This window comes from Pedobacter polaris, assembly GCF_005116505.1.
Taxonomy (GTDB): domain Bacteria; phylum Bacteroidota; class Bacteroidia; order Sphingobacteriales; family Sphingobacteriaceae; genus Pedobacter; species Pedobacter polaris.
In genome coordinates this window covers 46,709-59,191 of sequence record NZ_SWBR01000007.1, presented here as the reverse complement: position 1 = coordinate 59,191, position 12,483 = coordinate 46,709, and the positions used below count along the sequence as shown (strand labels likewise).

Annotated in this window: 12 protein-coding genes; 7 read left to right on the top strand and 5 right to left on the bottom strand. The window is 32.7% G+C overall.

Translation table 11 applies throughout. The annotated features are described in order from the left end of the window. Positions 1-8 precede the first annotated feature (8 nt). Positions 9-1,805 (bottom strand): S41 family peptidase, encoded by a 1,797-nt coding sequence (locus FA048_RS19400; protein ID WP_136844282.1) that lies wholly within the window; start codon positions 1,803-1,805, stop codon positions 9-11. A 189-nt stretch (positions 1,806-1,994) separates the two neighbouring features. Between FA048_RS19400 and FA048_RS19395 the strand changes: the two genes are divergently transcribed. Both FA048_RS19395 and FA048_RS19390 read left to right on the top strand, forming a co-directional pair. Then, on the top strand, positions 1,995-3,038 hold the full coding sequence (locus tag FA048_RS19395) for a sensor histidine kinase (protein ID WP_136844280.1): 1,044 nt from the start codon (positions 1,995-1,997) through the stop codon (positions 3,036-3,038). Beyond that, positions 3,031-3,747 carry a LytR/AlgR family response regulator transcription factor gene (locus FA048_RS19390; protein ID WP_136844278.1) on the top strand — a complete coding sequence of 239 codons (717 nt, stop codon included), beginning with the start codon at positions 3,031-3,033 and terminating at the stop codon, positions 3,745-3,747. Before FA048_RS19395 ends, FA048_RS19390 begins: the two co-directional genes overlap by 8 nt. Positions 3,748-3,761: 14 nt before the next feature. Here the strand turns inward: FA048_RS19390 and FA048_RS19385 are convergent, their stop codons facing one another. Continuing rightward, positions 3,762-3,953 (bottom strand): cold-shock protein, encoded by a 192-nt coding sequence (locus tag FA048_RS19385; RefSeq protein ID WP_136844276.1) that lies wholly within the window; start codon positions 3,951-3,953, stop codon positions 3,762-3,764. Between the two features lie 258 nt (positions 3,954-4,211). On the opposite strand from FA048_RS19385, the gene lat reads away from it, so the two are divergent. After that, positions 4,212-5,543: an L-lysine 6-transaminase gene (gene lat / locus FA048_RS19380; RefSeq protein WP_136844274.1), complete on the top strand. Its 1,332-nt coding sequence runs from the start codon at positions 4,212-4,214 to the stop codon at positions 5,541-5,543. A 135-nt stretch (positions 5,544-5,678) separates the two neighbouring features. Next, positions 5,679-6,083: a hypothetical protein gene (locus FA048_RS19375; protein WP_136844272.1), complete on the top strand. Its 405-nt coding sequence runs from the start codon at positions 5,679-5,681 to the stop codon at positions 6,081-6,083. Positions 6,084-6,253: 170 nt separating this feature from the next. On the opposite strand, the gene bshB1 is transcribed toward FA048_RS19375, so the two are convergent. The 3 genes from bshB1 to FA048_RS19360 form a co-directional block, all read right to left on the bottom strand. After that, on the bottom strand, positions 6,254-6,970 hold the full coding sequence (gene bshB1 / locus FA048_RS19370) for a bacillithiol biosynthesis deacetylase BshB1 (protein WP_136844270.1): 717 nt from the start codon (positions 6,968-6,970) through the stop codon (positions 6,254-6,256). 75 nt (positions 6,971-7,045) lie between these two features. Continuing rightward, the gene (locus FA048_RS19365; protein WP_136844268.1) at positions 7,046-7,552 is read right to left on the bottom strand and encodes a glutathione peroxidase; all 507 of its coding nucleotides are present in this window, start codon (positions 7,550-7,552) and stop codon (positions 7,046-7,048) included. Positions 7,553-7,559: 7 nt separating this feature from the next. Continuing rightward, complete coding sequence (locus tag FA048_RS19360) at positions 7,560-8,177, bottom strand: DUF4294 domain-containing protein (RefSeq protein WP_136844266.1); 618 nt, start codon at positions 8,175-8,177, stop codon at positions 7,560-7,562. 109 nt (positions 8,178-8,286) lie between these two features. On the opposite strand from FA048_RS19360, the gene FA048_RS19355 reads away from it, so the two are divergent. From FA048_RS19355 to FA048_RS19345, 3 genes are all read left to right on the top strand, one after another. Further along, entirely contained in the window at positions 8,287-10,500 is a 2,214-nt protein-coding gene (locus FA048_RS19355; RefSeq protein WP_136844264.1) for a RelA/SpoT family protein, read from the top strand. Positions 10,501-10,659: 159 nt separating this feature from the next. After that, the gene (locus tag FA048_RS19350) at positions 10,660-11,154 is read left to right on the top strand and encodes a Fur family transcriptional regulator (protein ID WP_136844262.1); all 495 of its coding nucleotides are present in this window, start codon (positions 10,660-10,662) and stop codon (positions 11,152-11,154) included. A gap of 37 nt (positions 11,155-11,191) precedes the next feature. Beyond that, a complete protein-coding gene (locus FA048_RS19345; RefSeq protein WP_136844260.1) occupies positions 11,192-12,469 on the top strand; it encodes an adenylosuccinate synthase in 1,278 nt (425 codons plus the stop codon). Positions 12,470-12,483: the final 14 nt, after the last annotated feature.

Here is a 12,483-nt window from a genome sequence, read left to right as displayed (position 1 = left end):
TTTACTATTTATTTACCCTCATTTATATACTTTTCTGCTCTTTTTAACTGAGCATCAGTAGGATCTAAAATGTCATCAAATGAAGGCTGATATAGAATATCTGGTACAATACCAATTCTTTGTGTTTCTTTTCCATCTGGATAGAAAATACCATTTCCTGTAAAAACAAATTGATAACCTCCTGGAATGTTAAGCAACTTTAAATCACCATCGGTTCCAGCAGTTTGACTACCAATAACTGTTGTGTTTTTGTTCAATTGCCTTAATAACATACTGTACCATTCTCCCCTACTTTGTGTGTTTTCGTTAGTAAGAATTATGATTTTACCTTTATATGGGTGATCATCATGTTTTAAATCTTTCGATAAATAAATTTCCATGCCGGTCAATCTATAAAATGTTCCGGGATCTTTTAAGTTGGCTTGATAATACCTTGCAAATTCAAAAGAAGTTTTGCCCAATGCCATAGGTATGAAATAATAAAACAATCCACCATTTGGATATTTGCGCATATCGAAAATAAGCGCCTTTTTACTTTTTAATTTCTTCGAAAAATCTAGCTCTTCTGCTTCATTTTGAGGTAAATCTTTGTTAAAAAAATAGCCTCCTCTTATAATGGCAATACTATCACCTAAATCTTCATAAGGTTTAATTTTATCATCTAACTGCACATTCTTTTTAATGTATTGATTAATGATCTCTAAAGAATTTTTACGTTGTAAATTAAGCATGTCAATCTTTAAAAATAGAAGTTTCCCCTTTCTTAATACTTTAACATTGAGTACTGCATCTTGTAAATCATAAAACGCATATGCATTCCCACTCCAGTCAAAAGAAAGTAATCGGTATTTGACTGCCATATTTGAAGCAGGCAATAATTCCATTCTTTTATTCAGCCAATCTTTAATTTTAATCTTATTGATCTCAACAATAAGATCGCCCTTTTTTAATGAAGCAAATTTTTCAAGAGAATCACTAAAGAAAGCTTTGACTAAAATCCCACTTTCAAAACATTGATAATCAAATGGAGGATACTGGCCTATCTTAAATACTGTTGCCTTACTTTTAATTTGATTCAGAAATCCTGATGCGTGTGTATCATTGAGTTTATTTTCTAGCATTAAAACTGCTCTTTCATAGCTTGCTCTTGCGTTAATTTTTCTAAATACAGGAACCATTTCTGTTAGGATTTGAAGGTTATTTTTATCCATTTTATATTTATAAGCAAATAAATACTCAATAGCACACCATGATTTTGCTAGCGCTAACAGATTGATAGTCTCATCATTAAATGTGTTATAGTCTACATATGCAGGTTCATTAAGAATAACACTCTCATAGCTAACCTTATTGATATAATGATGTTCTTCGGTTTGATTTAAAGTGTTAGCGAGTAATTTTAATTTCGACTTTAATTCTCTTGAATATTGATTGTCATTAATCCATTTATAATCTACATTTTTAGTAAGGATATCAATGTTGATTAGTTTTGGCTTGGTTTTATTGTGGCTATTCACAACACCAGAATCTGCTTTTACTAATATTTGTAAAACTAATCGGTTGAATTCTTTTTGATCTGCATTTTTAATTTGCTCAATATTCGTTAAGAAAACTTTATCTGCATCAAATTTTCCAGCAATACTTATTGGTGAACGATACTTTACTATTCCCCATACTTTAATAAAGCTCTCTATATTTTTATTTTGAGCTAATGTTTGTTGTGTTTCATTAGCTAAGCAAGTAGGTAATCCTAAATAACTTATAATAATTAAAGAGCTAATTGTTTTTAAAATAAATTTTCTCATCGCTTTTTTGTTTATGATCCAAATGTCTAAAACCTGTTTTCGATAAGGAAAATTGATTGACGAACGCCATTAATCTATTGACGAAACCGAATTCTGCTTTTGTGTATAAAATGACGGTTCTTGTCAATAGAATCAGAGGCTTTGTGTATTAGTTTATCAATCGATATTGTTTTTAATTAATTTTAGCACATGAAGAAAACAACAATAAACTATTTACATGTGGGGTATTGGCTTTTGGTATTAGTGCAAACCTTACTGGTTTCATTAGGAACAGGAGTATTAGGCACTACCTTTGATTGGAGGCTTTTTAGTCAAATCGTATTACCAGTTAAATTTCTACAAGTTCTTTCTTCTGCTATTTTTTTCTACATTAATTATCTCTTCCTAATTCCTGTATTCTTAAAAAAGGGAAATGTGATTAAGTATTTACCTTCCTTAATTGCTACACTGTTAATCTTTACACCACTTTATTATTTTTTAGAACAGCGCCTTTATCCTATGATAGGATGGAAAAGTTATGACGCTGATCTTAATTTTTGGTTTGCAGTAATGATTACACTGAGTTCAAACTTCATTAATATATTTCTAGCCATTTTATTGAGTTACTTGATGGATTGGCGAACAATGAGGATACAAAAGGAGATTATAGAAAAAGAGCAATTCAAAACAGAACTTGCTTTTCTTAAGTCACAAGTTAACCCACATTACTTATTCAATACCATTAATGATATTTATGCACTCACCCAGCAACAATCTGCCGAGGCTCCAAATGCCTTACTTAAACTTTCAGAATTATTAAGATATATGCTACGCGAAAGCGATGATCAATTTGTACCATTATCAAAAGAAATTATTTATTTGGAAAATGTGATTGAACTCCAAAAAATTGGGCAAAAAGGTTTATCCTTTGTAAATTTTGAAGTGGTTGGAGAAGTTAATAAACTAAAAATAGCTCCCTTAATTCTGATTAATTTTGTCGAAAATGCGTTTAAACATGGTACATTTAATAAGAAGAATAATCCCATCAACATATTAATTATTATTCATGAACAATTGCTTCATTTTCAAATCTCTAATCAAATTAATCACGTAAAAAAAGATAAAACTGGCGGAATTGGATTGGTAAATGTAAAAAGACGTCTATCTTTAATTTATCCCGAAAAACATGAGTTGACAATTCATCAGCTAGAAAATGAATTTATTGTCGACCTAAAAATAGCTCTTTATGATTAAATGCATTATTGTAGATGATAAGCCATTGGCCATCGATGTATTAAAAAATTATGTTGCAAAGGTTCCCTTCCTAGAACTCTGCCTTAGCACAACCAATCCTCTTGAAGCTTTAGAAAAGGTAATTGAAGGGGGTATTGATTTAGTTTTTTTAGATATTCAAATGCCAGAATTAAGTGGGCTACAATTTATTAAAATTATAAAAGGAAGATGCCAAGTTATTTTTACAACAGCTTATTCAGAATATGCTTTAGATGGATTTGAAAATAATGCCATTGATTATTTATTAAAACCCGTTTCTTTCGAACGTTTTTATAAAGCAGTAGAAAAATCACAATTTTTATTAAATGCATTGGAAGAACAAAAAAATGATCAAAATTTACCTTTACAAGAAAAGGAGATCAATCATATTTTCGTTAAAACGGAATATAAGTTGATAAGAATAAATACAGAAAACATTTTATACGTAGAGGGTATGCAAAACTACGTTACATTTTATACCGCTACTGAAAAAGTGATCAGTTTACAAACAATGAAAAAAACAGAAGAACAATTGCCTTCTTCTCAATTTTTAAGAATTCACAAATCTTTTATTGTAGCAATTAATAAAATTGATAGCATTGAACGCAATCGGGTTCAAATCGGCGATCAAAATATTACAATAGGTGAAATCTACCGTGATGCATTTTATAGTGCAATTAATAACAATTAATGATAGGATTGTAGCTAAGCTAACATCACGTTAATTGCTTTATTTTTATTCTTCTCAAAAACAACATCAAATTTTACCTCATCAAGCATCTCTACTTCATGCGGACAATCGGCTTTTAAAAATCCATATTCTATATTAGTCGTATTGTCTTTAATGTTACCGATTTGCTTAGCTGCATTGAAACTGATTACTACTCCGTATTTCATAAATATTTTCTTAAATGTTAAGTAAGGTAGTCATTATAAATTCGGCTGAACTGATTTAAATTTTTGGAGAGCAAATGAAGATTTCAAGCAGAAATTTGTCATTTTATTTTTCCACATTCCACAATAACATATCGGTTTTTTAATGGAATCATACTTTAGTTCATTTAAACCTACTTTTTGCTCTTAAAGTTCAAATAGTGCTTAAATTTGATAATTTGGCACATTTAACTACATTTGAAGACATCAATAATATAAATTATGTATCAACTTAGTGTAGCGCCAGACCAAGTAAACCAAACTTTACAACAACATATTTTAGCAGATGGATTTGATCTTACCTATGATATGGAAAAAAGCAATGGCGCTTATATTTACGACTCGAAATACAACCGCAAACTGTTAGACTTTTTTACTTGTTTTGCTTCAGTGCCATTGGGTTATAACCATCCAAAAATGGTAAGTGATGAAGCTTTCAAACATAACTTATTATTGGCAGCAATGGCAAACCCATCAAATTCTGATGTTTATACCCAACAATATGCAGAATTTGTAAAAACGTTTTCTAAAGTTGGCATTCCGTCTTATTTGCCTCATGCTTTTTTTATTGCAGGTGGTGCTTTAGCTGTAGAAAATGCTATTAAAGTAGCAATGGATTGGAAAGTACAGAAAAACTTCGCAAAAGGCTATAAGGAAGAAAAAGGATTTAAGGTTTTACATTTCGATAGAGCTTTTCATGGTCGTAGTGGCTATACTTTAAGTTTAACAAATACATTACCAGATAAAACTAAATGGTTTGCAAAATTCGATTGGCCAAGGGTTTCTATCCCGCAAGTAAAATTTCCCTTAGTTGATGAAAATTTAAAAACGGCGGAAGAAACTGAAGAACTATCAATTGCTCAGGTTAAACAAGCTTTCGCAGCTAATAAAGACGAGATTTGCGCAATTATCATAGAGCCAATCCAATCTGAAGGAGGTGACAATCATTTACGTGAGGAGTTTTTAATTCAACTTCGTCAACTCGCGGATGAAAATGAAGCTTTTTTAATTTTTGATGAAGTTCAAACTGGCGTTGGTTTAACTGGTAAGTTTTGGTGTCATGAGCATTTTAGTGAAGCGGCTCGCCCAGATATTGTTGCCTTTGGCAAAAAGATGCAAATCTGTGGGATCTTAGTCGGCAAAAAGGTAGATGAAATTGAAACGAATGTATTTAATGTTCCTTCTCGTATCAATTCTACATGGGGTGGTAACTTGGTAGATATGGTTCGTTCTACGCAAATACTAAACATTGTTCACGAAGATAAACTTTGTCAAAACGCAGCAGAAGTTGGTACTTATCTGCAACAAAACTTAGCAGAACTTGCAAAAAAACATGATAAAATGAGCAATGTGCGTGGTCGTGGCTTATTAACTGCTTTCGATTTTCCAACAAAAGAAATGCGTAATGCATTTGTACAAAAAGGAATGGAACACAATGTTATGTTTTTAGGTTGTGGCAATCAGACCATTCGTTTCCGCCCTGCCCTTTGCATAGAAAAACAGCACATAGATTTAGGTATGGAAGTAATGGAAAAGATTTTACCTACTTTATAATTTAGCTAATAGGTAAATATTAACCACATCGGCGCATAGCAGAAATAGCGTGTTATAATCAAATCTATGTGTCTATGTGGTTAAAAAAATTGTTTCGAACAGCTATAGCATTTCTAATAAAATAAAAACCAGCTCATGCGCAATAGAAAGCAAAGCATATTCATCATTGTAATTGTAGTATTAATTATTGGTTGGATGTTAAAAGACACTTTATCACAAGGTGGTATTGAAGATTTAAAAGGTGGTTTTAAAGAGGTTGCTTCTTATCGCAATGAGAACAATACTGGGCCGGTTCAAAGAATTTATGCAGTTACTGTTAAAGATACAGCAGATGCTCAGTTGATAGATTATGGTAACCTAAAACCTCATAATAAATATGGAAATACAAAAGTCTACTATTTTCTTGAGGGTGCAAGTGTTCCATCTTTGCTTTCGCCAGGCGAAATAAATTTCGATGCAAAATACAACTCATCATGTTTTGCACTGTATGAAAAAAGTGCAATGAGTAACTTCGGTTTAGTTAAAAACCCTTTCAAATAGCTAAAAAAATGCAGAAAAACCAGTTATTGCTCTGCCAACAATTAGCGTATTTATTTCTTTTGTTCCCTCATAAGAATAATCGCTTCTGCATCTGCAACGAACTTAGCCATATCGTATTCCAATAATATTTCGTTAGTCATCCTATAATTAGCATAACCAACAAAGGCAATTTAAAGTAGGTTGAAAAGGTTATCTACTCCCAATAATTTCCTTGACGTAAAACCTTCGCCATACTTTACACCAATCTGTTTCCCAAATTCTCTGGCCCTACCTGTAACAGAATCTAAAAACTCTGGAGAAGAGATATAGGTTTGTGGCTCTGAACTATCAGGACTATCGAATTGGGTTTTAAAAGCCCTAATTGCCTGTTCCTTTTTGTCAACAAAATCGGTAATATCAATAATAATATCTGGTTGAATGTACCTATCTTGAATATATTGTAAAACCAATCTAGGTCGCCAAGCTTCCTGGGTTACACCATTTACTAGGGTTTCTATTTTAATTAACCCAGATAAGAAAATAGCATCATTTGCTAAATCTCCTGCTCTACCGTGATCTGGGTGACGGTCATGCAACGCATTGGTTAATATAATCTCTGGTTGATACTTGCGTATCATTTTAATCACTTCTAATTGATGCGTTTCATCATTTTTAAAGAAGCCATCTTTAAATCTTAAATTTTCTCGGGCATGTAATCCTAAAATTCTTGCCGAATCTGCTGCTTCCTGATCACGAGTTTCAGCAGTGCCACGTGTACCCAATTCTCCTCTTGTAAAGTCTATAATTCCAACTTTTTTGCCTAAAGCAATGTGTTTTAAAATTGTTCCAGAGCAGCCTAATTCTGCATCATCCGGATGTACTGCAAAAACAAGTATATCTAATTTCATCTGTTAATTTTTTACTTTTCCATTGTTAAATGGAGCTTACCATGATTAAGATAATTAACCATATGAGGTTCATGCTTATTTGTTATCATTTAGCAGGCGCTGAATTTTCTTTTTAATTCTTGATGACCCAGGCTTAGTAAATGAATAGAAATAATCTACCGCCTCGCCATCTTTATTAATTAAATATTTGTGAAAATTCCATTTTGGTGTAGAATTGAAGTGTCCATTTAATTTCTTCTCACTTAAAAATTTGAAAAGTGGATGAGCATGATCTCCCCTAACCATAGTTTTTTCGAACATCGGAAACTGAACGCCAAAATTAACTTCACAAAATTCATTAATTGCTGCATCATCTAAAGGTTCTTGACCTCCAAAATCATTTGATGGGAATCCTAAAACTTCAAAGCCTTGTGCTGCATATTCATCTCTTAATTCTTGAAGTTCTTTTAATTGAGGCGTAAAGCCGCAGCCAGACGCTGTATTTACCACTAGTAAAACTTTACCCTTAAAATCAGATAAGACTTTTTCCTTCCCATTTAAGAGTTTAATCTTAAACGGATATATTGTTTGTTTAGAATTCATTTTGTTTTTATTGATAGTAACCAGAATTGACAATGATCGATTCAATGTCTCTGTCTTCAGTAGCACTATAAGTTGTTTTTAGATTATGGCCAACAACTCTTGCTACTAATTGATAAGAGAACGCTGCAAAGCCACCTTTAGTTTGCTTAACAATGTCATAAGTTGTTCTTCCAACCTCTCTATCTATCAACTTAGTTAAAATTTGACCTTGAGTAATGGTCAGTTCTTTAATTTCTGTATTGAACATCTGCTTGATTTCAGCATCACATGCTTTAACCAATTTTTTCTGTTCTTTTTTATCATTAGTTGTTGATAACTCACGCTCTAATTGCTCATACCTTCTTTTCGCAAATAAGGCATAGGGCATCACTTTTAAAACGTTATACCTAAGCCTATTAAAGTAAGCTTTTTCTTGTGGAGATTTCCAAATTCTATTGCCATTAATTACAACTTCATTAAGTCCAATCCAAGGAATCATATAGCCATTGTCATTAGTAGCTGCAACTCTAATTGTATCATTTTTACCTAATACAGGGTAGATTGCAGGCGTGGTAGTTTCCTGTGCATTTACCTTAGTAATAGCAAGTATGACAATTAACAGAATAAAGAAACAAGAATATTTCATAAATTTATGCCTATACAAAGTTAAAGCTATTTTTATATATTCGTTTTATCTACAATCGAATATAATCTTTTATAGTTAAAAATACTACAATTTTACCTAGAAAAAACAAATGAAGAACACTTTAGTGATTGATATTGAGGCAGAAAAGCAAGAAATTTTAAAAAGATATCGAGCGCTTTTAAGAGCTTCAAAGTCTACATTACAAAAGGGAGATAAAAAAGAAATCAGAAAAGCATTTGAAATGGCATTAGAAAGCCATAAAGATATGCGAAGAAAATCTGGCGAACCTTATATTTATCACCCAATTGCCGTTGCCCAAATTGCTGCCGAAGAAATTGGTTTAGGTACAACATCAATTGTTTGTGCTTTATTACATGATGTTGTTGAAGATACAGACATTACCTTAGAGGATATTGAACGTGAATTTGGTAAAAAAACCGCTAAAATCATAGATGGTTTAACCAAAATATCGGGAGTATTTGATTATAATAGTTCACTACAGGCTGAGAATTTTAGAAAAATGCTTTTAACCCTAGCAGATGATGTTAGGGTAATTTTAATCAAACTTGCTGATCGTTTGCACAACATGCGAACAATGGATTTTATGCCTAGGCAAAAGCAGTTAAAAATTGCCTCAGAAACTATTTATTTATACGCTCCTCTTGCACATAGATTAGGTTTATATGCGATTAAATCTGAGTTGGAAGATTTATCAATGAAGTATCTAGAACCTGATACTTATAAATATATTGCTACTCAATTAAACGAGAAAAAAGCAGAACGAAACTCATTCATTAAAACTTTTGTTGAGCCTATCAATGAAATTCTAGCTGAACAAGGCCTTATGGCTAATGTTTTCGGCCGGCCGAAATCTATCCATTCGATATGGAATAAAATGAAAAAGAAAAATATCCCTTTTGAGGAGGTATATGATCTTTTTGCCATTAGAATTATTTTAGATAGCCTACCTGAGCATGAGAAAGCCGATTGTTGGAAAGCCTATTCTATTGTTACTGATTTGTATCGCCCCAATCCTGACCGCTTACGCGATTGGGTATCATCACCAAAAGGGAACGGTTATGAATCGCTACATACCACTGTAATGGGCCCTAAAGGACAATGGGTTGAGGTTCAGATCCGTACGCAACGAATGAATGAGATTGCCGAGAAAGGTTTCGCAGCACATTGGAAATATAAAGAATCTAGCAATGATAATGGTTTAGACCAATGGATACAAAAAGTTAGAGAAATGCTAAGCAATCCAGAAGCTAATGCGCTTGATTTCTTGGATGATTTTAAAATGAACCTTTTCTCTGATGAGATTTTCATTTTTACCCCAAAAGGAGCCTTACTTCAACTTCCATTAGGTGCAACTGCATTAGATTTTGCATTTGAAATACATACAGACGTTGGGGCAAAATGTATTGGCGCAAAAGTTAACCACAAACTAGTTCCACTTTCTTACAAGTTACAAAACGGCGACCAGGTAGAAATTATCACTTCTGGTAAGCAAGCACCAAAAGAAGACTGGCTAAATATTGTAGTTACTGCAAAGGCGAAGTCAAAAATTAAATCATCCTTAAAAGAAGAGAAAAGAAAAGTCGCTGAAAATGGCAAAGAGACTTTAGAAAGAAAATTAAAATCTCTAAAAATAACCTATAATACTGATAATTTAAATAAGCTAACTTATTTCTTTAAACTACAATCTACACAAGATTTGTTCATCGCGGTAGCTAATGGCAAGTTAGAATTAAAAGATTTAAAAGAATACGTAGCCAGTGAAAAAGAAGTAGAAAATAGAGGCACATTCCATGCACCTGGAGAAGGGCAACATATTGAAGCATTATTAAATAAAGTTAAGGGGCCAGAATCTGATATTTTATTAATTGGCGAAGACTTACAAAAAATTGATTATAAACTTGCCGCTTGCTGCAATCCGATACCAGGAGATGATGTTTTTGGTTTTGTAACCGTAGGTGAAGGAATTAAAATTCATCGCACAAATTGCCCTAACGCTGCCCAACTAATGGCAAATTATGGTTATAGAATTGTAAAAGCGAAATGGAATAGACAACAAGAATTAACTTTCTTAACAGGGTTGCACATTGTTGGAATTGATGATGTAGGTTTAATTAATAACATCACAAAAGTAATTTCAAACGATTTTAAGGTAAACATGCGCTCTATAACCGTTGATACAAATGATGGAATATTTGATGGCTCTATTAAAATCTTCGTTAATGACAAAGACCATTTAGACAACTTAATTAAAAATTTGTTAGAGGTTAAAGGTGTTACAGGCGTTACCCGATTTGATACGTAAAATTCTAGTTGACTATATTAGTTTACAACTAACAATTTAACAAATAAAACATCAAACAACATAGCGTATTCAACATCTTTACAATTTGTTAATTATTAATCTGTGATATCACTTTAATCTGTGTAATCATTTATATACCTTTGGGAGGAGTTTAAAACTATGTCTGAACAGAATACTAGTGAGTTGGTTAGAAAAATATTTGAAGCCTATCTCGAAAACAAAAACTTAAGAAAAACCCCTGAGCGTTTTGCCATTTTAGAAGAAATTTATTCTAGAAATGATCATTTCGATGTAGAAACACTTTACATCCACATGAAAAACCAAAAATACCGTGTAAGTAGGGCTACGGTTTATAATACGTTAGAGCTTTTAGTTTCATGTGATTTAGTAACCAAACATCAGTTTGGCAAAAACATGGCTCAATTCGAAAAATCTTATGGTTATCATCAACATGACCACGTAATTTGTATTGATTGTGGTAAAGTAGTAGAATTTTGCGACCCTCGGATCCATCAAATCCAAAGTATGGTTGGCGATTTACTAAAATTTGACATTAAACACCACTCTTTAAATATGTATGGAGTTTGTTTTGATTGCAGTGCTGCTGCTACAATTAAAAATGTCGCTTCACAAAAACAAAATGCAAAAAACTAATTCAATCTTAATAATTTCTATTCTTTAAATTAAAATAATGACGCAAGTAGACGTACTACTAGGCCTGCAATGGGGCGACGAAGGTAAAGGTAAAATTGTTGACGTTTTAAGTCCACAATATGATATGATTGCTCGCTTTCAAGGCGGCCCTAATGCTGGTCACACTTTAGAGTTCGACGGCAAAAAATTTGTTTTAAACACAATTCCTTCAGGCATTTTTAATGAAGGCATCATGAACTTAATTGGTAATGGTGTAGTAATTGATCCAATTATTTTAAAAAGAGAACTAGATAATTTAAAAAAAGCTGGTCATGATCCTGTTGCTACTGGCAAATTGGTAATTGCCCGTAAGGCTCACTTAATTTTACCAACTCACCAACTGTTAGATGCTGCAAATGAGCAAAAAATGGGCGCAGGTAAAATTGGATCGACATTAAAAGGTATAGGTCCAACTTACATGGACAAAACTGGCCGTAATGGTTTACGTGTGGGCGATACAACTTTACCAGATTTTAAAGCTCGTTATGCTAAACTAGTAGAAAAGCACAAAGAAATTCTATCTCACTACGAATTTGAATACGATTTAGCCGAAAAAGAAGCTTCTTTTTTCGAGGCAATTGAATTCATTAAAAACATTCCTCATGTAGATAGTGAACATTTTGTAAACAGTTATTTAAAAGAAGGTAAAAAGGTTTTAGCAGAAGGTGCGCAAGGAACTTTGCTAGATGTAGATTTTGGATCTTACCCTTTTGTTACCTCATCTAATACCACAACTGCAGGCGCTTGTACTGGTTTAGGGATTGCACCTAATAAAGTTGGTGATGTTTTTGGAATTTTTAAAGCTTATTGTACACGTGTTGGTGGTGGACCTTTCCCTACTGAGCTTGACAATGAAGTAGGCGAAAATCTTCGTCAAGTTGGTCATGAGTTTGGCGCAACAACAGGTAGAGCTCGTCGTTGTGGCTGGATAGATCTACCTGCATTAAAGTATGCAATTATGCTAAATGGCGTAACCGAATTAATTATGATGAAAGCTGACGTATTAGATGGATTTGATACCATTTATGCTTGTACTCATTATGAATATAATGGTGAAACTATTGATTATATGCCATATGATATTATCTCTATACAACCAAAACCAATTTTAAAAGCTATTGAAGGTTGGAAAACAGATTTAACGAAAATCACAAAGAAGGACCAAATTCCTAGCCAATTGGCTGATTATATCGCATTTTTAGAAAAAGAGTTAGAAGTGCCAATAAAATATTTATCTGTTGGCCCCGATAGGATGCAAACATTAACTTTAAAATAAAGAAATCCCCTTGA

Bases quoted from the DNA above. Each gene is read 5' to 3' on its own strand.
- FA048_RS19400 (WP_136844282.1), bottom strand. From the start codon at position 1,805: ATGAGAAAATTTATTTTAAAAACAATTAGCTCTTTAATTATTATAAGT.
- FA048_RS19395 (WP_136844280.1), top strand. From the start codon at position 1,995: ATGAAGAAAACAACAATAAACTATTTACATGTGGGGTATTGGCTTTTG.
- FA048_RS19390 (WP_136844278.1), top strand. From the start codon at position 3,031: ATGATTAAATGCATTATTGTAGATGATAAGCCATTGGCCATCGATGTA.
- FA048_RS19385 (WP_136844276.1), bottom strand. From the start codon at position 3,953: ATGAAATACGGAGTAGTAATCAGTTTCAATGCAGCTAAGCAAATCGGT.
- lat (WP_136844274.1), top strand. From the start codon at position 4,212: ATGTATCAACTTAGTGTAGCGCCAGACCAAGTAAACCAAACTTTACAA.
- FA048_RS19375 (WP_136844272.1), top strand. From the start codon at position 5,679: ATGCGCAATAGAAAGCAAAGCATATTCATCATTGTAATTGTAGTATTA.
- bshB1 (WP_136844270.1), bottom strand. From the start codon at position 6,970: ATGAAATTAGATATACTTGTTTTTGCAGTACATCCGGATGATGCAGAA.
- FA048_RS19365 (WP_136844268.1), bottom strand. From the start codon at position 7,552: ATGAATTCTAAACAAACAATATATCCGTTTAAGATTAAACTCTTAAAT.
- FA048_RS19360 (WP_136844266.1), bottom strand. From the start codon at position 8,177: ATGAAATATTCTTGTTTCTTTATTCTGTTAATTGTCATACTTGCTATT.
- FA048_RS19355 (WP_136844264.1), top strand. From the start codon at position 8,287: ATGAAGAACACTTTAGTGATTGATATTGAGGCAGAAAAGCAAGAAATT.
- FA048_RS19350 (WP_136844262.1), top strand. From the start codon at position 10,660: ATGTCTGAACAGAATACTAGTGAGTTGGTTAGAAAAATATTTGAAGCC.
- FA048_RS19345 (WP_136844260.1), top strand. From the start codon at position 11,192: ATGACGCAAGTAGACGTACTACTAGGCCTGCAATGGGGCGACGAAGGT.